The organism is Paraburkholderia sp. Cy-641 (assembly GCF_011752945.1).
Classification (GTDB): Bacteria; Pseudomonadota; Gammaproteobacteria; order Burkholderiales; family Burkholderiaceae; genus Paraburkholderia.
The window spans coordinates 158662-181960 of sequence record NZ_VWWM01000004.1 but is presented as its reverse complement, the minus strand read 5'-3'; the positions used below and the strand labels follow the sequence as shown (position 1 = coordinate 181960).

At 61.0% G+C, this 23299-nt stretch carries 18 protein-coding genes and 1 pseudogene; 4 read left to right on the top strand and 15 right to left on the bottom strand.

Annotated features, from left to right (window positions below; all coding sequences use genetic code 11):
- Positions 1-355 precede the first annotated feature (355 nt).
- The 3 genes from F3J20_RS03845 to panE all read right to left on the bottom strand — a co-directional run bounded on the left by F3J20_RS03845 (position 356) and on the right by panE (position 2547).
- Entirely contained in the window at positions 356-808 is a 453-nt protein-coding gene (locus F3J20_RS03845) for an HU family DNA-binding protein (protein WP_167044883.1), read from the bottom strand.
- A gap of 436 nt (positions 809-1244) precedes the next feature.
- Complete coding sequence (locus F3J20_RS03840; protein WP_167044513.1) at positions 1245-1544, bottom strand: hypothetical protein; 300 nt, start codon at positions 1542-1544, stop codon at positions 1245-1247.
- A gap of 67 nt (positions 1545-1611) precedes the next feature.
- On the bottom strand, positions 1612-2547 hold the full coding sequence (gene panE / locus F3J20_RS03835) for a 2-dehydropantoate 2-reductase (protein WP_167282031.1): 936 nt from the start codon (positions 2545-2547) through the stop codon (positions 1612-1614).
- A gap of 77 nt (positions 2548-2624) precedes the next feature.
- On the opposite strand from panE, the gene F3J20_RS03830 reads away from it, so the two are divergent.
- On the top strand, positions 2625-2888 hold the full coding sequence (locus tag F3J20_RS03830; protein WP_167282029.1) for a hypothetical protein: 264 nt from the start codon (positions 2625-2627) through the stop codon (positions 2886-2888).
- A 65-nt stretch (positions 2889-2953) separates the two neighbouring features.
- Here F3J20_RS03830 and F3J20_RS03825 read toward each other — a convergent pair whose 3' ends face one another.
- The 9 genes and pseudogenes from F3J20_RS03825 to F3J20_RS03785 all read right to left on the bottom strand — a co-directional run bounded on the left by F3J20_RS03825 (position 2954) and on the right by F3J20_RS03785 (position 14941).
- The gene (locus tag F3J20_RS03825; protein ID WP_167282027.1) at positions 2954-3241 is read right to left on the bottom strand and encodes a PAAR domain-containing protein; all 288 of its coding nucleotides are present in this window, start codon (positions 3239-3241) and stop codon (positions 2954-2956) included.
- Positions 3242-3266: 25 nt separating this feature from the next.
- A complete protein-coding gene (locus F3J20_RS03820; RefSeq protein ID WP_167282025.1) occupies positions 3267-4508 on the bottom strand; it encodes a sel1 repeat family protein in 1242 nt (413 codons plus the stop codon).
- Positions 4509-4579: 71 nt separating this feature from the next.
- Complete coding sequence (locus tag F3J20_RS03815; RefSeq protein ID WP_167282023.1) at positions 4580-6607, bottom strand: phospholipase D-like domain-containing protein; 2028 nt, start codon at positions 6605-6607, stop codon at positions 4580-4582.
- Positions 6604-9461 (bottom strand): annotated as a pseudogene (locus tag F3J20_RS03810) (type VI secretion system Vgr family protein). Before F3J20_RS03810 ends, F3J20_RS03815 begins: the two are co-directional and overlap by 4 nt.
- A 348-nt stretch (positions 9462-9809) precedes the next feature.
- Positions 9810-11237: an efflux transporter outer membrane subunit gene (locus F3J20_RS03805; protein ID WP_167282021.1), complete on the bottom strand. Its 1428-nt coding sequence runs from the start codon at positions 11235-11237 to the stop codon at positions 9810-9812.
- A gap of 10 nt (positions 11238-11247) precedes the next feature.
- Positions 11248-12819 carry a DHA2 family efflux MFS transporter permease subunit gene (locus F3J20_RS03800; RefSeq protein ID WP_167044530.1) on the bottom strand — a complete coding sequence of 524 codons (1572 nt, stop codon included), beginning with the start codon at positions 12817-12819 and terminating at the stop codon, positions 11248-11250.
- Positions 12820-12826: 7 nt separating this feature from the next.
- Positions 12827-13927: an HlyD family secretion protein gene (locus F3J20_RS03795; RefSeq protein WP_205299202.1), complete on the bottom strand. Its 1101-nt coding sequence runs from the start codon at positions 13925-13927 to the stop codon at positions 12827-12829.
- Between the two features lie 80 nt (positions 13928-14007).
- A complete protein-coding gene (locus tag F3J20_RS03790; RefSeq protein WP_167282019.1) occupies positions 14008-14430 on the bottom strand; it encodes a MarR family transcriptional regulator in 423 nt (140 codons plus the stop codon).
- 88 nt (positions 14431-14518) lie between these two features.
- Entirely contained in the window at positions 14519-14941 is a 423-nt protein-coding gene (locus F3J20_RS03785; RefSeq protein ID WP_167282017.1) for a MarR family transcriptional regulator, read from the bottom strand.
- A 532-nt stretch (positions 14942-15473) separates the two neighbouring features.
- On the opposite strand from F3J20_RS03785, the gene F3J20_RS03780 reads away from it, so the two are divergent.
- The 3 genes from F3J20_RS03780 to F3J20_RS03770 all read left to right on the top strand — a co-directional run bounded on the left by F3J20_RS03780 (position 15474) and on the right by F3J20_RS03770 (position 18882).
- Positions 15474-16487, top strand: coding sequence for a VRR-NUC domain-containing protein (locus F3J20_RS03780; protein WP_167282015.1), 1014 nt, complete (start codon positions 15474-15476; stop codon positions 16485-16487).
- Positions 16468-17628, top strand: a complete 1161-nt coding sequence (locus F3J20_RS03775; RefSeq protein WP_240162693.1) for a type VI immunity family protein — start codon at positions 16468-16470, stop codon at positions 17626-17628. The genes F3J20_RS03780 and F3J20_RS03775 overlap by 20 nt, the downstream gene beginning before the upstream one ends.
- A 327-nt stretch (positions 17629-17955) precedes the next feature.
- Positions 17956-18882: an EamA family transporter gene (locus F3J20_RS03770; RefSeq protein ID WP_167282013.1), complete on the top strand. Its 927-nt coding sequence runs from the start codon at positions 17956-17958 to the stop codon at positions 18880-18882.
- A 41-nt stretch (positions 18883-18923) separates the two neighbouring features.
- Here the strand turns inward: F3J20_RS03770 and F3J20_RS03765 are convergent, their stop codons facing one another.
- From F3J20_RS03765 to F3J20_RS03755, 3 genes are read right to left on the bottom strand one after another with little or no spacing between them, the layout of a single operon-like run.
- The gene (locus tag F3J20_RS03765) at positions 18924-19676 is read right to left on the bottom strand and encodes an AAA family ATPase (RefSeq protein WP_167282011.1); all 753 of its coding nucleotides are present in this window, start codon (positions 19674-19676) and stop codon (positions 18924-18926) included.
- A gap of 25 nt (positions 19677-19701) precedes the next feature.
- The gene (locus tag F3J20_RS03760) at positions 19702-20595 is read right to left on the bottom strand and encodes a transglutaminase family protein (RefSeq protein WP_167044545.1); all 894 of its coding nucleotides are present in this window, start codon (positions 20593-20595) and stop codon (positions 19702-19704) included.
- Positions 20592-23297 carry a circularly permuted type 2 ATP-grasp protein gene (locus F3J20_RS03755; protein ID WP_167282009.1) on the bottom strand — a complete coding sequence of 902 codons (2706 nt, stop codon included), beginning with the start codon at positions 23295-23297 and terminating at the stop codon, positions 20592-20594. Before F3J20_RS03755 ends, F3J20_RS03760 begins: the two co-directional genes overlap by 4 nt.
- Positions 23298-23299: the final 2 nt, after the last annotated feature.

Below are 23299 nucleotides of genomic sequence, written 5' to 3'. Positions count from 1 at the left end.
CTGCGCATTCGGTACTCGATACTCGATCAAGCAAGCGTTATGCCATTGGATTTACCGCGCCGAAGCATGCCTGCATGCACGCTAACGGCGCATCGCGATGGCATCGCGTCGCTGCTATCGTACTGCCGTGGATCATGATGCGCCACCACAGTGCGAGCACGCTATCAGGGTGCGCACTATGGCGCGCACGATAGTGTCTTGCGTGTTCACTACGTAGCGTGCGCATAAAAAAATCCCCGTGGATTCGCATCCACGGGGATTCGGACTACCTGCCTGCAAGTACTCGAAGCGCGCTCGAACGTCGGGCCTGACTGCTTAAACCTCGACGCCGGAAAGCGCCCGCAGCACTTAAGCTTCAGGCTGCCGCTGCGTCCTTCAGCTTCTTCAGCGCGCGTGCCTTGATGCGCACGCTAGCCGGCTTGGCCGGGAACCAGCGCTCTTCGCCCGTGAACGGGTCTTTGCCGAAGCGCTTCTTCTTCGCCGGCACAGCCTGTACGACGATCTTCAACAGACCCGACAGCGTGAATTCGCCAGCGCCCTTCTTGTGCACCGAGCCGAGGATCGTGTCTTCGAGCGCGGCCAGCACGGCCTTGGCGGTCTTCGGTTCAACGGCTGCGCGTTCAGCAACGTGCGCTGCCAACGAGGCCTTCGTGAAGGTGTCCTTGATCGGCGACGGTGCGCCAGACGCCTTCACGGCGACCTTCTTGGCTGCGACGGCTTTCTTCGCAGGGGCTTTCTTTGCAGCAACCTTCTTGGTCGGTACCGGGGCAGCAGCCTTCTTGGCCACCTTTTTTGCGGAAGTCGGCATGTTTCTCCTACCTGTTGTGGTCAATTTGAATTGCACGAAGCGCACACGGTATGTGCACGCTTCAACGCCGGATTCTACAAGCGCTCAAGCGATTTGCGCGACACTTTTATGTATTGCGATGAAGGTTTGTTGCGCGGCGCTGACTGCGCGACGCGTTTTAGTGCCTGTTTTAGCGGCTAAAACGCGTTCGGCGGAGTCGTCGGGACGCATACGTAACGCTCGTTACAGTTCGTTTCGAGCGCGGTTTTGACGGGTTGCCGGAAGCCGGCGCGGACTTTTCACCCCTTGAATCAGGGCACTTTCGTCATTTTTTGTTAAGAGCCGCGGTGTTTTCCCGATGCTTTGGCGAGGTTTTCACCGGGCTTGCGGCGCAATGCGGACCCGCGTCGCCAGCACCACGAGCGCCGCGCCGCTATGCGCGGCGGCGAGGTTCGCTTCAGAAGATCACGGAAACCGCGACCGCGAGCCAGATCGCGCTCACGCCCGCGAGAAACAGATGCCGCGCGATCCGCACGCGCGCGTCGCTGGTTTCGGGCTCGACGGGACTCGTCGCCATCCACGGAACGAGGCCGAGACACGCGAAGCCGAGCAGCGCGAACACGACGACCACGACGTCGGCCGCGCGCCAGGGGATCGGCTCATACATGCCCCAGTAGCCGAGAAAGACGATACCGATCGAGAACACGGTTGCTGAAGCGGCACTGAGCGCGGGCACCGATCCGGTGGGAGTCGGCATGCTTCACCTCCGAACGTCTGGTTGCGACGGCGCGGCCGCGCCGCACTTGCGTGCCGCGCGGGTCCCGTCAGGAAGTGCGGGCCTGGCGCGTCTCGTACGTCTTCAGATGACTATAGGCGATACGCAGCAGCGACAAACCGTGCTCGCCCTTCTGCGCGTCGCCGCCGCGCGAGATCAGGTCGCCGAGAATGTGATCCGCCTCGGTGTGCGAGTGGTTTTCGACGTCGCGCAGCATCGACGCGGTCAGCGGCGAGGGCGTCAACAGCGTTTGCGTCGCGCGCGCGTCGAAGTCCGCGGCCATCGTGAAGCCGTTGTGCTCGGCCACCGCGCGGCATTCGCCGAGCAGGTTCTCGATCAGCCGCTTGCCGTCGGGCGCAGCCAGAATATCGCCGACGGAACCGCGCATCAAGCAGGTGCTGCCCGCGAGCGTGGCCAGGAACACCCACTTTTCCCACATGCGCAGCAGGATGTTGTCGCTGACCGAGACGTCGAAGCTCGTGCGGCTCATCGCGTCGGCAATCGCCTGCACGCGCTCGGACGTGCCACCCGGCACTTCGCCGAACGTGACCGCCTGCATGTCGTTCAGATGCACGATCTGCTGCGCGGCGTCGAGCGTCGCGGCAATCACGCATTGGCCGCCGAGCACGCGTTCCTTGCCGAATCTGGCGGTCAGCACGTCGATATGGCGCATGCCGTTGAGCATCGGCAGGATCACCGTCGATTCGCCGACGAGCGGGGCGAACGAGTCGATTGCGTCATCGAGGCTATAGGCTTTGCAACTAAGCAGCACGAGATCGAACGGTTCGGCCGCGACGCCGGCGAGAATCGTCTGCACGTCGCGCAGCACGAGGTCGCCGCGCGAACTCCTGATGACGAGCCCTTCGCTGCGCAGCTTGTCGGCACGGCCCGCGCGCACGAGAAAAGTCACGTCCTGCCCCGCCGCCGCGAGACGGCCGCCGAAGTATCCACCGACCGCGCCTGCCCCAACTACCAGAATTCGCATCTTTAGCCTCTTGAAAGATTTCGCTCATGCTGCCCGATCGCGCGGATTACATCGCTCGTGGTGCTTAGGTGCCGCTCATGTGCCGCGGCTTTGGCGCACACTGCGATGCCGCACGGACGGCGCGTGTGCAGGAATGTAGCAAAGATTGTGAATCGCTTCTCGCCGCGCGGGCATGGGTGTTTGTGCTGCGATGCAGCGTCGGCATCGCTTCGATGATTTTATTGTTCGGCCGGTTGATTCCTGGGCAGAGCAAGGATGTCTGCTTAAGCGGCATCCTTGCTCGCACGGCATGCTTCATGTTTGAGACGGCGCACAAACATCCGGCGCACTGCCTTTTATGATCACAACCCTGAGCGGGATGTACGCCAGCGAAAACACACCGTATGAATAATTCACCCGTACCGGGTCACACGTCGACAGACATTGCCTGCTGAGAGGCAACGAGCTTCGGTGGCGGATCGCATTTACAGATGCATAGATCATCGCTCAGTGCTGTGCGGCGTCCAGCCGGACCCGGCATCGTGAGACGAGGACCATCGCATTTGATCCTGCCCGTTGAATTGCAGGCGGGACAGGCAATGTCATCGCCTTCGTGTGCGACACGCCGACTACCGAATGACAAGGAAGTCGGGGACGCATGAACCGTTCCGGATGCCGTCGTGTAATCACCGTCCAGGATTAGATATCGCTTCACAATCTGCTTGCCTGTTATTGGAACATCACGCCTGATCGATGTATGCGACCAGTTCCCATGCTACTTTTGCGACTTGCTGACGCGCGCCCATCATGCGGTCGAGGAACGCAAGCGCGCGCGGTTCGCGTACGACAAGCGACGGTAGCGTATCGCCCTTCAGGAAACGCCGCTGCGCATCTCCCGCCTGACCTGTTTCGAGTTTTGCATGCCACACACCATCTTCGGGGCAGATATCGCCCGTGCTAGCGAGAGTACCGATAGGCGTACGGGTCATTGCGAAGTTCGAAGATTCGTCTGCCTGTGATGTCTTTTCCGATAAACCTGATAGCGGCAGGCCCGTTGCCGGATCGAGATGCTTTGCTTTTGCCAGTTGGTCAATAAGTTCGCCGGATGGCTTCTGTGGCGGTACTGCTGCGTCCTGTTCCTTTTGCCACTGGAAAGTACCGTCCCACGGCGGGAGCTTCGCGGGCGGCAACGGAACGATCCTGTCGATGTCCGGCACCTTAGGATTACGACCATCGTTGCTGTCGAGGAATTTGCCGATCAAGCCATAGCGGCGAGTACGTTCTGCGTCAGGCTCAACGCCGATAGCATAGAGTTCATTCTTTCCGGACTTCGCATCAAAGGCATACTGAAGCAGAAACGCCGACTGACTACTACCCGCCTTCGCACTACTTTGGAAAGCCTCAGCTGCTTCGGCAAATTTTCGATCGAGCTGAAATGCCACACCGAGATCGTTACCTGCAGCAGCATGTCCTTGATCTGATGCACATCGAAACATTTGAAGTGCGATATCCGGCGCCATGTCAGCGGGATTAAGTAAATTCGCGACGTAATATTGGGCATCTGGATTTCCCAAGTCTGCAGCTTTACGCATGTAGCGTCTTGCTGCGTCTTCGTCTCGTTGGAGACCATAGCCATTTAGCAGATAGTGCGCGATGTCGTAGTAGCCACTTGGCACGCCTGCCTTGACAAGCTGCTCAGCCAGATCGACGCTTTCCTTTTCAGGGTCGGGCGACGACGCCGATCCTGACGAAATCAGGATTTGCAGATTGTGGTTCGCTTTGTAGTGTCCATACGCGGCTGCAATTCGGTAGTAGCGCGCCACATCGTTGAAATCCTTCGGCCCATCCTTCTTCTCAAGATATCGCCCGTACTGGAAAAGTTTCTCCGATTCGGGATCGAGCAGCGGCAGATGATCGGCTTCGTGCGTACACGTAAAGGCAAGTTTGAGGCGTACTGCGCTAACGTCAGGCAACTGGGTCATGTGATTCTCGTTCTTCGAACAGGCAGATAGCAGACATACAATAGACAAGGCAATGAGTGATCTACGCATGATCAATCCAACGTGCTCCGTTTTGTCGTATCGGTTCGAAACTTGATCAAAGATGCCAAAGGCGCCTGTTTCTTGCTGTCCATCCGTTTTTTGTTGCTTGTGACGATCCCACTCCACGCCTTGAACGCCTCCTCAATATTGTCACCGACAGCCTGAGCATTGTTTGCGGCCGAGTCCGGCAGCCCGCCTTGAGAACTGGCAGCGCCGTTCCTTGTGTGAATAGCCCACAACCGCTTCCGGAGCGTCTTCGTTACATCGCCATGCTCATGGCAAATGTTCAATTCACTGTCGACTTCCATACTGCGTGTGTTGACGTTTGCCGAGCCATGCGTGAGGAACACATCGTCGATAATCATGATCTTGCTATGTACATAAGTATTCATCCAGTTTCCCGCCTGGGAGTCCGGTGCGACCAGAGTGCAGATCAACGTTTTCAACCCCGGAATATCACTGGGAATGATCTGCCCTTTGTTATTGTCGGTAATCTTGCTGTTCACGGCATCCAGTTTCTTCTGCAGGTCTTTCTTACGTGCCTCGCTCTGGGCAAAAAACGGCGCGTTCTGTGCGCTTGTTCCGGTGCCATATACTCTCACCGTCTGCTCGCTATCGTCGATACCGTCAATTTTGGACTGGAGAGTGCTTCGCTGGTTTTGCAGTGCGTCGCCGCGCTCCGCCCTCGTCACATTTGGCATCGTATCCGCATGTCCAAGTGACTCCATCATGCGATAAGTCGAAACCTGCCCGTTCTCCAGCGCGTCATCGCTGGAATTGGTCACGACAAACAAATAAACCGTTCCATCCTTGCCGGTGTCACGCCCCCAAGCCAGTTGTTTATTGACGGCAGCCTTGATGTGATCGACCAGCGGTGGCCAACGGAAATACTGGTTCTCGATGTATATGAAGCGGGATACGTTGTTCGTCACCTGCTTATACATCGACCGGATGTCCCGGCGATTCTCAGCTTTTTGCGACTGCGTGCGTAGAATTTGCGCCATGAGAGGTGTCCCCCTCTCATGGCGCACGGCAAGTCGCGTCGCCAGCGCCTTGCGCGGTGTGGTCAAGTCGACCTTCGTAGTGTGCTGCCACGCACGGCAGAAGTTCACATTCAGATGTTCGAGAATCGGGCCAGTAACGCACGCGGACATGTCCTGTCTCGGCGTCGCGCCATTGCGCCCGAAGCGCGGATGCATCCGGGCAAATGAATGCCTGTCATCGTCCCAATAAGCGTCGAGCGTGTTGTGCCCCATCACGAAGCCCACGGCGTGTTCCGGTGCTTCGTAGTCCACCATTACCATTTTCTGGTGATGTGACGGTTCGCCACCGAAGCCGACCGTGACCGCTTCCTCGTTGAGGCTTTTGTCATCGCGGAACCGAGATTCCCGCCACATGATCTCCCATCGATCTTTCAAGGAGAAATCCCGCGTCTGCATCTCGATGCCAGGGAGCCCCTGCAATGCTACCAGCTGGCTTGGCTCAGGAGGCGGCAATCCTGCCGTGTGCCGTGCCCGCAATTCCGCGGCCTGCCGGTTTCTGACGTTTTCCCATTGAGGCCCAACACCCGGAGCGGTCGCATGTCGATACCACTCCCGATCGTATTCCCGCTCCGTATTGTTCTCGTTCTGCGTGAAAAGGTGCCTCCACCAGGTCAAACCCGGAGTCGAATTCTCGGACATCTGCGCAATGCCGAGGGAATCCGCCCAGCACAGAATTCGGACCCGCACGCCTTGCAGCCCCTTCGTGATAAGCAGATCACCGATATTCATCGATGCACCGCGGTCACCACGCCTGAAATACATCGAAGGCTGAAAGCCCCAGCAGATGATATCGACACTGAATCTCGCTGCATTAATAGCATCGTAAACGGCACCGAATGCCTCCTCACCGTTTACTAGCGGCTTGTAGGAGCACGGTAGCGGGTGAAACTCGACGGGCCGGTTCTCGTCAGTAAAGTCCACGAACCAGGGTGAACATACATCTGCGGTTGATGTCCGGTTCTGTGCAAGCGGTGTTGTGATCGGCGCGCCGGTCATGCATCTTCTCCCGATGGCGGATTGAGCAAGTCGCTGTAACGTTGTCGATGCTGGGCGCGATCGCCGGGTGAGGTCACATCCGGCGCACTGCCATTCGCGTGAAACTGGAATCCCTGATTCGCAAGTGCCCCATTGACAGCATCCCGATACTCGCCCGGCACCGGTATCTCATGCTTGACACCACTCGCCAGTTCTAGCGTGTACTTCTGCGTCGTTACATGGTGATCGATCGGCAACTGGCCTGTATTGTCGAACACGCCCTGCTTGACCAATGCGCCATCTGCAAACAGCTTGTACGGCATGCCTGCGGGAGCGACATTTGTCGCAGATGGCGAAGCGAAGGTATTCAACGTCAGCTGCCGCGTCGGCATATCCTTGAACGCCGGGTTCGTCACATCCATGCGCGTCGGCCCGCTGAACGGGAAGTTTGCCCCCTTGAAGTCGATCGTCCCCGGCGCGTGAATCTCGATGTTGCCGTCCTTGAGGCGAATATATGCGCCCCCGGACGTCAGCAGAATTTCCTGCTGCGCAGCGGCCTGAACCCTCTCCGTCACCGAGGCCAGCAACAGCGACTTCTGCGCGGTCAGTTCGACATTGTCTGCATGTGCCTGCACCTCGACCTTCCCCTTCGCCGCGAACAGCTTTATCCCCGCGTTCTGCACGAATAGGCTCAGTTTGTTGGTGATGCTTGCGACGAGCGATTTGCCCGTCGCAATATGCATGCTCTGGCCGCTCACCAGATTGATGTGCTGATCCGTTGCAACATGTGCCGACTTCTGCGTCGACAGCGCAATGCCTGCAGGGGCGGCGAACAGCATGACGGGCTGTGAGAACGCATTCGCATTACCAGTGCCGCCCCCTGCCGTACTGCCCCCACCGCCTGTCGAGCCCGTCGCGCTATGCTGGGTGGCCTCCGTAAAGGTCTTCAGCGTATCGTGTCCGTCCTTCAGGCTTTCCGCTCGTGACATTTCGCTCGCTCGCGAGGCTGCTTCGAGCACCCCTTGCGAACCGGTGAGCTGATTGCCGGCCATGCGCGCATCGAGCGGCTGGCTCGTCGTCGAATGTGTCGATACATACAGACCTCGGCCCGCACGCAATGCGCCGTATGCCTCCGAACTCAGATCGAACCCGCTGCCGAGAAAGTTGCCGCGCGTGTTACCGGTATGATCGATCAGATAGCCGAGGTGCAACTGCGCGTTGGTGCTGGAACTGTAGAGCTGGACACGGTTCTGGCCGGTTGAGTCGTCCATCACTATCTGATTGAACCCGTTGCCCGAGAACTCCTTTGAGCGGAATCCCGAGAGCAATCCGTTCGAGTGCCACTGCGGTTTGGCCGCGCCGTTGTACACACGGTGCAGCGCGATCGGCCGGTCGATGTCGTTGCCGATATGGCCGATCAGCAGTTCCTCACCCGCGCGCGGCATGTGCACGCCGCCATAACCATTGCCTGTATCGGACTGCGCAACGCGCACCCAGCAGGATGCTCGCTCATCTCCCTCGTTAAGCCGGTCCCACACGAACAACACCTTGATCCGATTAAGCCCGTCGGTATACGCCTCCTGCCCCTGCGGACCGGCAACGATCGCCGATTCCAGCTTCGCTTCAGGCTTGCGGTGTTCGAACGGGCTGCGGTACGGCACGCTCGTACGCTGTGCTTCGATATAAATCCGGTAGAACCCTGTCGAGCCGTCTGCGTGTGCGACGTTGAACAGCTTGCCGGTATCATCGGCTCGCGCCTGCGCCAGCTGGTTACTCAGACTGTGCGGATAATTCGCTTCGTGTCCGGAGATCGGGAGATTGTTCTCGATGGTCCACTCGACCTCAATGGCCGCAAACTCGCGTTGATCGCCAGCATCCTGGTCGTGCAAGGGATGGCCCGCGATCGTGAAGCGCCGCCCCGCATCGATCGCGCGCAGGCCGCCAACGCCGTGGAACCGCTTGGCCTGCGACTCCCATTCCTCCATCCGGATTTTCGACAGATGGTCGCCGCGCTCCTGTTTCGAGTAGGTGTAGCCGCCCGTGTATTCATAGACTTCGGCTTGCCCAGGCAGCGCGCCCTGGTTGGCTATCGTCGGAGTTGTCGTGGCCTTCGGATTGAACGGCGTCGGCGGATTCTTGTAGTCGAACGTGCGCGTCGACAGCAGTGCGGACTGCAACGTCCGCGTTCCCGACCACTGCATCAACGCATTGGCCTCGCTGTTTACGCCCGCACGATAGAAACCAACCCTCTCCGGCGAGAGTGATGCAAGCGTCTGGAGGTTATCGGTAATTACCAGCGTGTGCGATTTGCCGTCGTCCGCCTGCTGCCATATGCCATACAGCCCCTCCGACTCCAGGAGCCGGGCACGAAGTTCCAGTCAGTGTCGTCCTGCCGGCAGTACGAGCGCTCGGGCAGCGGCTTCGACAGCACGAAGCGGTACATGCCGTGCGCCTGCGGGTGCTGGTTGAACACGTCTGAGACGATCGCATCGACGCTTTTGTCCTGCCAGTGCTTCTGATCACGGCGAAACCGCAGGAAGTGCATCCATGAGGAAAACGCCAATTGATAGCTGGTAAGACTGCCTTCGCTCCCCAGTCGGCGCGCCATGTGCACGTAGCCGTGGTGCGGGAGGTACGAACCGTCTGTCTGCTGGATCCACAGCGTGATGCCCTGCGCAATCAGCGTCTTGAGCTGAACATCGGCCAACGTGGAAACGCAGTCGAGCATAAACAGGTAATCGCGGCCAATCCGCGAACGCCCCGTTACCCGATGTGGCAGCAGTACGTCATTGCCTGCCGGCGTATCCAGTTTCAGAAGACGGTCCTGCTGCGACAGGCCGCCTGTTATCACCCCGGTTAAATCCTGTGCATTCATGACGCTCTTTATCTGATTATCCGTTCACCTCGCGCGATTTTACGTATGACGATTATGTGAATGCAATCGAATAATCTTCGGGAATTGTAAAATTGGGCAGCCAATTGCCCCAGACTGCTGCCGGTCAGATTCATGCTGACCACTGCCGATAAAACACTATGCCCATCAGTATATTCATTTTGCATACGTCGTGATTCACATACACTGGGATGGAAACAGCGTAGAAACCTGCGATACGCGCAACGTAAGCTCGCGTCTATCTCCTGATACAACAGGCCTTCGACGAACGAATATAGCCGGGACTGCAATGCAGTAAGCGCCGCACCATCTACCCGCGATCAAACCCCATCACCGATCCACCGCCGCCACCGCCTCCCCCTCACCCCAACCGCCCCCAAGCGACCGATACAACGCGATCGCCGCAAGCGCATGCTCGCGCCTTGCCTGGTTCAGCGATTCCGCGTCGCGCAGATACGCTTCCTGCGCGGCCAGAACATCGAGAAAGCTCGACGCACCGCCCTTGTACAACTCCGTCGACAAACGCAGCGCGTGATTCGACGCATCGAGCGCAGCGCCGAGACGCTGCACTTGTACCGCGCCGCTCACGAGATCGCTGCGGTTATCCTCGACTTCCTTCAACGCCTGCAGCATCGTCTGCTGCAAGCCGAGTTGCGATTCGCGCATGCGGCTTTCGCTCGCGTCGATGTTCGCGGTAATGCGGCCAGCGTTGAAAATCGGGCTCGTCGCATTGAGGGCGGCGCTAAACAGATTGTCGGTTAGCGTCGGCAATCCCAGGTATGACGAAGCAAGCAGCCCATCCGCGAGATTGATCCTGAACTGCGGATAGCGCTGCGCCTTCGACACGCCCACTTCCGCTGCGCGCTGTTCGACGAGCGCATACGCGGTGCGCACGTCAGGCCGATGCAGCAGCGCCTCGGACGGCAACACCTGCGGCGCGCTTTGCGCGGGCACCGGAATCTCGCGCGCGTCGCCAAGCAGCAGCGTGTCGACGCTTTCCGGCGTACGACCCGAATACACGGCGATCAGACTCAGTTGATGCTGCACCGCCGATTGCATACGCGGAATCTGCGCCTGCAAATCCTCCAGCTGGTTTTGCGCGCGCGCGACGTCGAGTTGCGTCGACAGACCGTAATGCAAGCGCTCCTGCGTGAGCTTCAGCGCACGGCTGCGAATCGCTTCGTTGTCGCCGAGAATCTGCAATTGCGCCTGAGCCCAGCGCAGATCGATATAGGCCGCCGCCGTATTCGCCGCAAGCGCGAGCCGCAACTCGTTCAAGGCGGCTTCGCGTCCCGACACCTGCGCCTGCGAGGCCAGCACCGCGAGACGTTCGCCGCCGAACACATCGGGCGTCCAGCTCGCGGCCACGCCGAAGCCGGCCTGCCGCACATAGCCGAGCGGCGGTGGCGTGTTCTGGCGCGTGCTCGACGCGCCCGCGTTCGCATTCAGTTGCGGCACGAGCGCCGCACGATCCTGCGTGACGAGATCCTGCGCCTGCTTCACGCGTTCCATTGCAGCCTGCACGTCGAGGTTGCCGGTCAACACCGTTTCGACCAGTTGATGCATGACCGAATCGCCAAACTGCGTCCACCAGGCATCGGCACTCACGCTGTCCTGCGGCGCATCGACGCTCCACGCAGCCGGCGCGATCGTCGCTACCGTCTGCGGCAAATCCGCATGCGTGGCCGGTTGCACCGCGCATCCCGCAAGCGCGAGCCATGCCGCGCTCGCTGCCCACGTCATTATCATCCGCTTCATGTTCGACTCCTTAATGGGCTTCGGGCGGCGGCGCGGTATTGCCGAACGGGCGCGAAAACAGCACGCTCAGCAAGCCGACCACAAAGCAAAGCGACACGGCGAGAAACGCGTCGGAGAAAGTAAGAACGAGCGCTTCGCGCATCAGTACCGCGTGCAATTCACCGAGCCCCGCATTCGCTGCATTCAATACGCCGCCGCCGACGGCCGACAGATATTCGGCCTGTTTTTGCAGGATCGACTCGACCACCGGACGGCCCGCGGTCAAATGCTCATCGAGACGTTCGTAATGGAAGTTCAGGCGGTCGTTCAGCATCGTGCTGCTGACTGCAATGCCGATCGCGCCGCCGAGATTACGCATCAGATTGAAAAGCCCGCTCGCGGAACGCAACCGCGACGGCGGCAATGCGCCGAGCGCCATCGTAACGATCGGCGGAATGCAGAACTGCTGGCCGATGCCGCGCAACGCCTGCGGAATCAGCAGTTGCTGCCAGCCCCATTGACTCGTCAACGGCACATACAGATAGCAGCCGATGCCGAACAGTACGAGCCCGAACACCATCAGCATGCGCATATCGACGAAGCGCGCGAGCATCGAATAGGCGACCAGCGCGAGCAGTTGAAAGCAGCCGACCGACAGCAGCGCAAGGCCGATCTGCAACGAATCGAAACCGCGCACGCGCCCGAGAAAGACCGGCGTCAGAAATACCATGCAGAAAATCCCGATGCCGGTAATGAACGACAGCAGACTGCCGATGCCGAAATTGCGCAGCGCGAGCGCGCGCAGATCGACAATCGGGTCTTTCGCCGTGAAGGCGTGCACGACGAACAGAAAGCCGCAGATTGCCGCGACCCACGCGCACAATACGATGACGTCGTCGCCGAACCAGTTCTTGCGCGGGCCTTCTTCGAGCACGTATTCGAGGCAGCCGAGAAAGCCCGACATCAGCAGAATGCCGACGTAATCCCCCTTCTTCAGCAACGACAGATCGGCTTTGTCGATATGCACATACTTCGGCACCATCAGCGTAACGATCACACCGGGCACGAGATTCAGATAGAACAGCCAGTGCCACGACCATTGCGACGTGATCCAGCCGCCGATCACGGGGCCGATGGTCGGCGCGAGCGAGGCAAGCGCGCTGATCGTCGTGGACGCAATCAGGCGCTGCTTGCCCGGAAACAGCACGAATGCCGTGGTAAACACAGTCGGAATCATCGCGGCGCCGAGTGCGCCTTGCAGACCGCGAAACAGGATCATCGAGTGGATGTCCCATGCGAGCCCGCACAGCATGCTCGTTACCGTGAAGCCGAACGAGGAGAACGTGAAAAGCCAGCGTGTCGAGAACACACGTGTGAGCCAGCCCGACATCGGAATCACGATGATCTCCGCGATCAGATACGAAGTCTGCACCCACGGCAATTCGTCCTGACTCGCGGACAATCCACCGCCGATGTCGCGCAACGAGGATGCGACGATCTGGATATCGAGTGTCGCCATGAAGAAGCCAATGCACATCAGCGTGAACGCGAAAACCTTGGTGCGGGTCGGCTGATCGGCGGGATTGTCGGGAACGTGAGTCATGATCGGCTTATCCCCGAGTTGCCGCGTTGCCGGCGTCGACGTGTACCTTGACCGTCGCCGAAAGACCAGGACGCAGCACGTTTTGCATGTCCTTCGGCACATCGAGGCGCACGCGCACCGGCACACGCTGAACGATCTTCGTGAAGTTGCCGGTCGCGTTTTCGGCGGGTAGCAGGCTGAAGGTTGCGCCGGTAGCCGGCGCGAGACTTTCGACCACGCCATGCAGTTGCCGGCTCGATGCGTCGAGATCGACGTCGACGCTGTCTCCGGCATGCATCTTCTTCAGTTGATCTTCCTTGAAGTTCGCGTCGATCCACAAACCGCTCGCCGGCACGACCGTCAGCAGCGATACGCCGGTGTTCGCAAGCAGCCCCACGCGTGCGGTGCGATTGCCGACATAGCCGTCGATCGGCGAACGAATCGTCGTGTACCCGACGTTCAGCGCCGCGACGCGCTGTGCGGCCTGCGCGGTCGCGATACGTGCCTTCGCGTCGTCAATCTGCGCGTCGAGCACCGCGATCTGGCGTTGCGCGGCAAGCAGCGCCGCGCCGCTGCGATCGACCGCGGCACGCGCTTTCGTCAGATCGGCGTCGGCCTTCTCGACGACCTGGTTCGATACCGCATCGTCTTTCACGAGTTCGCGATAGCGCGTCTGGTCGGCGGCGCTGCGCGTCAGCTCGGCGCCGGAGGCGCGAACCTCGGCGGCCTGCTCGCCGATCGAGGCGAGTTGCAGCGATTTCTTCGCTTCCAGTTCGATGACGGCCGCCTGCGCGCTCTCCACTTCGGCGTTCGCCTGCGCGAGACGGGCCTCGTAATCGCGCGCATCGAGCCGCACAAGCACCTGGTTCGCGTGGACGAACTCGTTGTCGCGCACGAGCACGTCGGTGACGAAGCCGTTCACCTTCGGCGCCATCACGGTCACGTCACCGCCGACGTAGGCGTCGTCGGTCGTCTCGACGAAACGGCCGACGAAGAACCAGTACGAAGCAGCAAGCGCCAGAACGACAATGACCGTGAGAACCGCGAGCAGCATCCACGGAATGCGCCGTACCTGCCGGGCGGGTTGCAGCGCGCTCGGCGGCGCGACAGTCGAAGGTGTAGTGGACATGGTTCGTATATGTGCGTATGCACTTATCAGGTTAAAAAAACAGCGCCATGCGCCGGCCTCCGCGACTTCTAGCGTTGATGTCAAAGCGAATCCCGGGTGATCGCAAACAGTTCGGTGCGCAGCGCAGCCGCGCGCTGCTCGCCGAACCGGTGTTCGAATTCAGCTTGCGCGGTGTGCCAATGCGCGCGGCCCGCACTCAGCCGCTCCGCACCGGTCGCGGTCAGCGAAATCAACAGCGTGCGTGCATCCGCGCCCCTCGTCGCGCTCGACACGAGGCCATCGCGGCGCAGTGGCTGGATCGTGCGGACCAGCGTGGTGCGCTGCATGTGCATTGCCTCGGCGATCTGCTTCATCGTCATCGGACCTGTGCGCCTGAGCCGCCCTAGCAGCGAAAACTGCGTAATGGTCAACCCGACATTCGACAGATGCCGGTCGTAGATTTGCGATACGTGGCGCGCCGCCTGGCGGATCGCAAAGCAGTCGTCGTCGAAAAGTGCTTCCATTGCGGTACTTTCCTGCTCGTTGCACGTTAGTGCATATGCACACAAAAAGGTATAAGAAAACCCGCCGAAGCGGGTTGATCCGCGCAATCTAACCGGTAATGCTGAACAACTCGGCGCGCAGCATTTTGGCGCGCGCGCGGCCAAACTTCTTTTCGAATTCGTCCTGCGCTTCGCGCCATGCAATGGATGCCTGATCGAACGTCCCTTCGCCCTTTTCCGTCAGGCTGAACAGAAATGTACGGCCATCGTGCTCCGCCGCCTCGGCCACCACGAGGCCGTCGCGCTGCAACGGCTTCATCGCGCGAACCAGCGTGGTGCGCTCCATGACCATTGCGTCCGCAAGGTCTGCCATCGGCAGATTCGGCATGCGCGCGAGCTTGGCGAGAATCGTGAACTGCGCAGCCGTCAGCCCGACACCACTGAGATGGCGTTCGTAGATTTGCGTGACGTGCCGCGCCGCCTGGCGCAGCGCAAAGCAGTTGCATTCGTCGTAGGAGATCGGTCGGGTCATGCTGAGCAGTCTATATGTGCATACGCACAGAGTCAAGATTTTTGTGAATTGAAGAGCCTTGCTCGATAGCGGACATCGCCGTTCCTGTCGTTAGCCCTGTCTCTTCCGTCGTGCTGAATCGTGACCTATATGGCAAGCGCATTTGCCATCGGGAGAAGAAATGATGCTCTAGCGAATATTTTCCGGCCTTAAAACTCAAGGATTTTTCACAATTTCAGTCATGAATAGATCATCGCCTTGAGCACAGATGTGCCACGCGCAGTTAGTGCAAAAGTCATAGGACACGGCACTTCGGTGGGCTTCCGGGACGGCTGAGTCCGTTCTTGCCAAGGGTATCTCCGACTCATTGACAAAATCGTGTCGTTGCTTTTCTGCGGGAAGTTGGGAACGATCGCAGGCCATATGTCGGTTTGCTCCCTATTCGCGATTGAGGAGAACCCATCCGCAAGCTTTCCTTCGCGGATGGCGGGACGGAGATTGTTTGCCAACCAACATCACCAAATAGCTCAACTGAAGAGGAGACCATGTATTAATGGCACCACAGATGATTCCCGTTGACACAACCGTGACCATTCGGGAGGACATACCCAAATACGTCCGTCTTCCGCATCAGGCAATGGGTTACCTCGAAGAAAAAATCCGCTCGGCGATGTGGTGGCCCGAGGTACTGCGGGTGCAGAGACCGGATGGCCTCGTGGGAACGAGCCTGCTCAAGCAGATTGCGATGAGCGCGGCGATTCGCGCGGATGAGAGGAAACATGAGTTCTGCTGGCGGTACAAGGCCGAGGTGTCGTTTGATATGCGGCCGTGGATAACAAGCAGACATGCAAAAGCGCCAATTCCTTTTCTCAGCAAGAGCGATGGCGACACCCCCGGGCGCCGTCACAGCCAGAATCCGTTTCCCCTGCCCGGCAGCCTTGCGGGAGACGTGCGCCGCCCGGACGTGGTGATCGTCGAGAACGAGGGCAACCGGTGGCCAGGGCGCGGGACGGTCGATCACGACGGGATGGCGCAGTGGCCAAACCTGCTGAGGCTCGTCGAGGTCAAGTTTCCGGGAGATACCTGGGGCGAAAACCAGGAGCGCGACTATCTCGGCATTGCCGGCGATAACCGCCATATGACCGTGCTGAAAGTCTCGGGCGGTGAGGAGCGTGCAAAGGCAATGGTCGAGGCGGCCATTGCCGCCGGATTCCTCGGCAAGGTCGCCGGCAGGCTGCTGCTACGCGCCCGGCTCCGCTCGAAGATCCCCGTCCCGCAGGCCGCATGGCAGCAGATCAGACAGCAGACCGACCTGACCGTCCAGCAACTCCGGCAGATCGACTGGGGACAGGTGTGCATCACCATGTCCGGGGGGATGGCCGTGGTTGTCCTCGTCATCGATGGGGTTCTCGTTCCCGTCGTGCTGACGCAGGCTCTGGTCGGCGCGCTGGCCGCGCTGGTGGCGATCACCGCGACAGCGGGCGACGCGGCGCTGATGGCGGCACTGACCAGCCCACCCAATTTTTCTTTTACTTCAAATGGATCACATGATGAATTCTTCCCGTAAAAAGCCGGTGCTGACACCGGCGGAAGCCTTCAGCCGCTATGGCGAGGAACTATGTCAGCACGACAACCGGGGCGGGCTGGTGATCTTCCCCGGCGTAATCGGCACGGTGTTCTTCGAGCGCGGTTCGAAGCCCGATGTACGCCGCGGACTGCTCGCCTGCTTCGACCGTTTCGAGCAACTGTTTGGCCCTTACTTGAAAGGCGGCAGGAATGGCGATGACGGCCGCTTCAGCCGGAAGACGCCACGCGGGGTCGAAGCGATGCGCCGGGCAATTCTGGAAACTCAGCCCGAAATCAAGGTTGAGGTCGTACGCTCCAGCGCGATCGATGAGGATAGCGCCGCAGCCTATCAGATCAAGACGCTGACCGATGTGGCGGTAGCCGAGGACTATACCGATCCGTCAGGATTTTTCGTGAAGAAAGGGCAGGACTGTGGCTTGTCCTACCTCAAATTCTGGATGCCGATGGATTTCGTGAACACGCCCGAAGGTGTCCGGAGCTACGAGGCGTTCCTGCGCTTCGTCTGCGAACAGCTTCCGGTGCGGGGCGGCTACGGCGGATTCTCATCCATCCTGCCGTACAGTTTCCACGAGTACATGCCGCAGGAGTGGGCGCTTGCGCAGCGGTTCAGCGGACTGGAAATCGACAGCTACGCGTTCATACAAGATATGGAATACGACACCATGTCGTACGAGGGTCAATCGACCGACCACATGACGGCGCTTTATGAAGACCTTCGTCCCGGCGCCAAAGTCGGGCATTACGGGTTCATCAAGGGCGTGAACTGGTACACCCTCATCGGCGACCTGTTCGTCGACCGCCTCGGCGGGGAAGCCGCCGTGCGAGCCGAACTGGCACGGCCTGACATTGGCATCGAGCGGGTCGGCCAATGCCTGCTGATCCGCGCAGGCGACTTCCCCCGCCTCGGCGCGCCTGAAGAGGGACTTCCCGAACCCTACGTGTTCGTCAATCGCGTGCTACGTGTGCTGCGTAATCCCGCGCCTCCCTCGCTGCACACCAATGTGCCAGGCGCCGACCATGCCGACCCCGACGGCACCCGGCGATGGGAAGCCCGCTTTGATCTGCCCGGTGCGCCACCGTTGCCGCGCACGCCTGAAATCGTCCCCGCGAAGAAAAACTGACCCAAGGCAGCGGCCTGAATTTTTTCGGCTCGGCGACCTCACCGACCACGGCGGCGAGGTCGTCACTGCCTCGACAACGGCGGACTATCAAATCAATCGATGAAACCGGGTTATCGAACGGAGCACCCCGTCCATCGCTTTTACAGAGCGAGCAGAGCGAAAACCACCGTCATACCGTTTCTCAAAGCATGCAAGACAACCAAACCAACCCCCACCCGCATTTCACTCCACACTGAAACATCCACATCAGGACACACGCATAATTCGATTCCACAGGCGGACCACGACGCGCATCGCTCATACCCACACCGTCAAGGCGAAACCGAATTGCCCCGCACCGAACCAACCACGGCGAACGGCCCAAACACCGCTCTCGAACTCGCCCTGCTTCTGGCGCTCTCGACGCTATGGGGTGCGTCCTATACGTTCATCCGGATCGGCGTCGCCACGATTCCCCCGCTGACGCTCATCGCGGCGAGAACCTTGATCGCCGGATCGGTGCTCCTGTTCTGGATGAAAGTCCAACGCATCCCGATGCCGCGCGGCCTCGCGACATGGCGCCGCTTCCTGGTACAGGCGCTATTGAACAGCGTGGTTCCCTTCACGCTGATCGCGTGGGCGGAACGTTCGGTCGAAGCGGGTTTGGCGACCATTCTCAATTCCGCGTCACCGGTACTCGCATTTCTCGGCACCTGGATGATGACGCGCCATGAACCGCTGACACCCCGCAAATTGTTCGGCGTCGTCGCGGGACTCGCCGGCATATGCCTCGTTGTCGGCGTAAGCGCATTCGAAGGACTCGGGCATCAACTGATTCCGCAACTGGCGATCGTCGCGGCGACGGTTTGCTATGCAGGCGCGGCGATTTACGGTCGCTCGTTCAAAGGACTCTCACCGGCCGCGCCCGCGGCGGGCTCGCTGATTGCCGGCGCAATACTGCTCACGCCCGTCAGTCTGGTCGTCGATCGCCCCTGGACGCTTCACCCTTCATGGCAATCGCTCATGGCGCTAGCCGCGCTCGCGGTCTTTTCGACGGCCATGGCGTTCGTCATCTACTTTCGGCTCGTGCAAGCGCTCGGCTCGGTCGGCACGACCGCGCAAGCCTATCTGCGGGTTCCGATTGGCGTGGGAATCGGCATGGCGCTGCTCGGCGAATCGCTGTCCACGTCGGCGTGGCTCGGACTGGCGTGTGTCGTTGCCGGCGTCGCCGCCATGACGATTCCATCGCGCGAGACGCACAAGCAGAGCGCGTAACGGGACTTGCCGCGAGTCCTCGCGCGCGCAGCAAATACGCGCTATTCGCCGCCTAGCAACGTGTCGAGCATGCGCTGCGGGTTCATCAGAAAAGCGCGCATGACCTGGTAGTGCTCCGTGTCCTCATACGCCATTTGCGACACGCCGTTTGCATCGAAGTGATAGATCGTTGCATCGGGATAGGCCATCAGGATCGGCGAGTGCGTCGCGATAATAAATTGCGAGTCGTCGCTGACGAGATCGTGAATTCGGGCAAGCGCCGCGAGTTGCCGTTGCGGCGACAACGCGGCCTCGGGTTCGTCGAGCAGATACAGCCCCTTGCCGCCGAAGCGGTTCATCAGCAACGTCAGAAACGATTCGCCGTGAGACTGCTCGTGCAGCGAGCGGCCACCGTACGAGTGGATGATGCGCGCGCCCGGTCCGGGCTCCGAGTCGAGGTTTTCGATCTCGGTGGCAACGTTGAAAAAACTCTCCGCGCGCAGAAAGAACCCGTCCCTGGGGCGCTTGATACCCTTCGCGATGCGCAGATAGTCCGCGAGATTCGAGTGCGAGTTGCGCGTGCCGAAGTTGAAGTTCTTCGTCCCACCCTCGGGATTGAAGCCCATCGAAACCGCCACCGCTTCCAGAAACGTCGATTTTCCCGAGCCGTTTTCGCCGATCAGGAACGTCACCTTCGGATGCGGTTCGAGCGACTCGAACGAGTGAATCGCGGGCAAGGAAAACGGATAGCGCTCGAAAGACTCGACCTTCTCGCGCAGCAGTGAAATACGGCTGATGTACTGGGTGGAAATCATCGCAGGTACGGTGGAAACGGTTGCATCATTCTAGCCCTAGCACCGTCACCCCCACTTCCATCCGATGCGCGCCGCCGCCGAGAATCGTCCCGCGCAACAGCGACACGTCGCTGTAATCGCGGCCGATCGCGAGCGTCACATGATCGAGATCGGCAAGCACGTCGTTGGTCGGATCGAGATCGATCCAGCCGCTGCCGGGGCAATGCACCGAAACCCATGCATGCGACGCGTCGGCGCCGATGAGCTTCGGCTGTCCCGGTGGCGGATCGTTGCGCAGATAGCCGCTCACATAGCGTGCGGGCAAGCCGAGCGAGCGCAGGCAGCCGATCATGACCTGCGCGAAATCCTGGCATACGCCGCTTTTCAGTTCGAAGGCACGCTCGGCCGGCGTATCGAACAGCGTCGCCGAGGGCTTATAGGCGAAGTCCGCGTGAATCCGCTGCATCAGATCGATCGCGCCTGCCACGAGCGGCCGGCCGCTCGTAAAGCTCGGCAACGCATAGTCGCGCAGCGACGGCCGCAAGGCGATATTCGGCGACGCGAAACAGAACTCGACCTCGGGCCGAAACTCGCCGCCGACGCGAAACCGCAGCGCATCGGCCACCGTTTCCCACGCGGGCGTGGCCTCGGCATCGAGATCGGTCCAGCGCGGCGTCAGCGACACCGTCGTTTCGCTGACCAGTTGCAAGCATTCGTGCGGCGTATCGAGCGCGAAGTACAGCACGTCATTGCCGAACGCGTCGATACGGCTATGCAGATACGACGGCTGCGGCTCGATCCGCTCGCTGCGCGAGATCACGCGCTGCCACGGGCACGCGAGCGGCCGGATCGTCGCGAGATGCTGCGCGGTCTCAACATAGGTCGAGTAGTGATAAGTCGTGCGATGCGAAACGGACAGCACGGTCGGCGCGTTCTTCATACCCACACCTGCGAGGCGACCGTGGTCGCGTGACTGAAATAACGCGCGCTGATTTCATGCGCGGCCGCATTCGCGAAGCCGCCGATCTGATCGCACAGCGCAATCAGGCTGGTGTAGGCGCCTTGCTCGTCGACTTCGCACAGCGATTCGAGCGAGGGCAGCAATTCGACGGGCGGCAATAGCTCCGCGAACGGCCGGTGCCGCGCGCTGTCCGTCGTCGCCGTGATTTCATCGAGCTTCTTGCGCAGCCGTTCGTACACGCCGTAAATGCCGCGCGGATTGTGCGGTTCGATCACGAGCAGATCGAGCAGGGCCGGCACTTCGAAACGGCCCGGATACAGCGAGCGATACGTGAGCGTGCTGTCGAACAGTTGCAGCAGCAGATCGAAACCGGCCGGCGTCGCAAGCTGACCATGCGCGGCGACGCCGCGAACGAATGCGGTCATCGTCGCGACGCGTTCGATATGGCGGCCGACGAACAGCAGGCGCCACGCGCCGTCGCGCGTCATGCGATCGCCCTGCGCGCCGCTGATCGCCGACAACTGTACCGACAGATGTTCGAGCGCGTTCGCGAGCGTCACGCGGTCGTAGCGATCGGCGGCATTGGCGCTTGCGCTATTCGTCGTGCCACCTGTCGTGCCACCCGCCGCGCCATTCCGCGCACCACTCGCGCCGCCGTTGCTATTGCCGTTGCTCGACACCGGCAACAACGCCTGCAATGCATCCTCGAAGTCATTACGCGCCGCGAGAATCACGCGCCAGTGATCGTTCGACAATCTTCCGCGCACCTCGCCGTTCGCGCGCGCCTGACTGCTCAGGTTCTGGCTGATGCTGACGCTGCCCGCACTGCCGGCGAGATTCGCGACGAGCACGCGCTCGAAGGTCTGCGGCGAAGGCGGCGTATGCGGCGACGCCATATCGCCCGGCTGCACGAGACCGCAGTACGTCGCGAGTTCGACCAGCGCCGGAAACATCGCATCGGCATCGTTGCCTTCGAGCGAGCCGAGAATCAGCCGCAACAGCCGCACGTTGTTTTCCGCGCGCTCGCCGTAACGGCCGGCCCAGAACAGGTTTTCCGCGGCGCGGCTCGACACGGTGCGATGCCGGCGCGAAAGGTCGGCGGGCTGCATCGGCGAAGGCAATAGCGTAAACGTCGAGCTCGGCTGGCTCGACAGCACCCACGTATCGACGCTGCTGCCGCCGTGCTGCATCGACACGGTCGTCTGACGCTCGGCTGCCATGCGCGTAAAGCCGCCCGGCATTACGTGCCAGCCGCCGTTGACGTCGGCGATCGCATAGACGCGCAGCACCGACGGCCGGCCGCCGATCGTGCCGGCCTCGTAGCGCGGCGTACACGAGAAGCGCTGCTCCTGCTGGATCGTGAACGTATCGGGCATCGCCTCGATGCGCTCGCGCCAGGCCGCGAGCGGCTGCGCGCCCTGCTCGATGCCCGGCGGCGCGTCGCGTCCCGCGAGCGGCCATGTCGGCACGATAAAGGCGGTGTCGAGATGCTCGAACGCATGCTCGCGCGCGGCCGCCTCGCCGCACCACCAGGTCGGCACACCGGGTAGCACGAGTTCCTCGCCGAGCAGCGCCTCGGCAATGCCCGGCAGAAAACCGTGCAGCGCCGGCGATTCGACGAAGCCCGCGCCCGGCACGTTCGACACGATCACATTGCCCGCGCGCATCACCTGCAACAGGCCCGGCACGCCGATCGTCGAATCGGCGCGCAGCTCGACCGGATCGCAGAACGCGTCGTCGAGACGGCGCAGCACGACGTGCACGCGTTCGAGCCCGGTCAATGTCTTCAGATAGAGCCGGTCGCCGCGCACGGTCAGGTCCTTGCCCTCGACCAGCGTGACGCCGAGATAGCGCGCGAGAAACACGTGCTCGAAATAGGTTTCGCTGTAAGGCCCCGGCGTGAGCAGCGCGATATGCGGCGATATATCAGAAGATGATGCATCGGCATCGCCGGCGTTCGCTGCGTTGCCCAGGGTTGCCTGCGCGGATCGCACGAGCGTCGCGATCAGTTGCGAATAGATCGGCGCGAGGCGGCTCACGCGCATTGCACGGAACGGCCCGGCGAACAGCGTCGAGACGATCAGGCGGTTTTCGAGCGCATAGCCGAGGCCGGACGGCGCCTCGGTGCGATGCGCGAGCACGCTCCACTCGCCGTTCGGCGTGCGCGTCAGATCGAGCGCGACGACCTGCAAGTACTGCCCGCCCGGTGGCGTGAAGCCCGTCACCGAACGCAGATAGCCGGGATGCCCGAAGACCAGCGCGGGCGGCAATTGCCCGCGTTCGAGCAGCGTGCGCGCGCCGTAGATGTCGGCAACGATAGCATTGAGCAGATGCGCGCGCTGCTTCACGCCGCGCTCGATCTGCGCCCACTCGGCCTCGCTGATCAGAAACGGCAGCAGACCGAGCGCCCACGGCCGCGACTTGCCGTTGTCCGCATAGACGTTGTAGCTGATGTCGTTGTCGCGAATCTGCTGCGCGATCGACGCGTTATGGTCCGCGAGCCGCGCGATGCCGTCTTCGCCGAGCAGCGCGAAGAACTGCCGCCACGGTTCGCGCAGCGCGCCGGACGCGTCGCGCAGTTCGTCCCAATGTCCGTCATGACCCGGCAGCAACCGCAACAGGGACAAAGCGTCCGCGTGCGGCGCGGACGCTTCGAAGGGCAAGGTCGATTGAAAGGCCAAGG

Excerpts from the sequence above, each read along its gene's own strand:
- F3J20_RS03785 (WP_167282017.1), bottom strand. The coding sequence starts at position 14,941 with ATGACCCGACCGATCTCCTACGACGAATGCAACTGCTTTGCGCTGCGC.
- panE (WP_167282031.1), bottom strand. The coding sequence starts at position 2,547 with ATGCGAATTCTGGTAGTTGGGGCAGGCGCGGTCGGTGGATACTTCGGC.
- F3J20_RS03800 (WP_167044530.1), bottom strand. The coding sequence starts at position 12,819 with ATGACTCACGTTCCCGACAATCCCGCCGATCAGCCGACCCGCACCAAG.
- F3J20_RS03840 (WP_167044513.1), bottom strand. The coding sequence starts at position 1,544 with ATGCCGACTCCCACCGGATCGGTGCCCGCGCTCAGTGCCGCTTCAGCA.
- F3J20_RS03760 (WP_167044545.1), bottom strand. The coding sequence starts at position 20,595 with ATGAAGAACGCGCCGACCGTGCTGTCCGTTTCGCATCGCACGACTTAT.
- F3J20_RS03765 (WP_167282011.1), bottom strand. The coding sequence starts at position 19,676 with ATGATTTCCACCCAGTACATCAGCCGTATTTCACTGCTGCGCGAGAAG.
- F3J20_RS03820 (WP_167282025.1), bottom strand. The coding sequence starts at position 4,508 with ATGACCCAGTTGCCTGACGTTAGCGCAGTACGCCTCAAACTTGCCTTT.
- F3J20_RS03815 (WP_167282023.1), bottom strand. The coding sequence starts at position 6,607 with ATGACCGGCGCGCCGATCACAACACCGCTTGCACAGAACCGGACATCA.
- F3J20_RS03845 (WP_167044883.1), bottom strand. The coding sequence starts at position 808 with ATGCCGACTTCCGCAAAAAAGGTGGCCAAGAAGGCTGCTGCCCCGGTA.
- F3J20_RS03790 (WP_167282019.1), bottom strand. The coding sequence starts at position 14,430 with ATGGAAGCACTTTTCGACGACGACTGCTTTGCGATCCGCCAGGCGGCG.
- F3J20_RS03795 (WP_205299202.1), bottom strand. The coding sequence starts at position 13,927 with ATGTCCACTACACCTTCGACTGTCGCGCCGCCGAGCGCGCTGCAACCC.
- F3J20_RS03780 (WP_167282015.1), top strand. The coding sequence starts at position 15,474 with ATGGCACCACAGATGATTCCCGTTGACACAACCGTGACCATTCGGGAG.
- F3J20_RS03805 (WP_167282021.1), bottom strand. The coding sequence starts at position 11,237 with ATGAAGCGGATGATAATGACGTGGGCAGCGAGCGCGGCATGGCTCGCG.
- F3J20_RS03775 (WP_240162693.1), top strand. The coding sequence starts at position 16,468 with ATGATGAATTCTTCCCGTAAAAAGCCGGTGCTGACACCGGCGGAAGCC.
- F3J20_RS03830 (WP_167282029.1), top strand. The coding sequence starts at position 2,625 with ATGTGCCGCGGCTTTGGCGCACACTGCGATGCCGCACGGACGGCGCGT.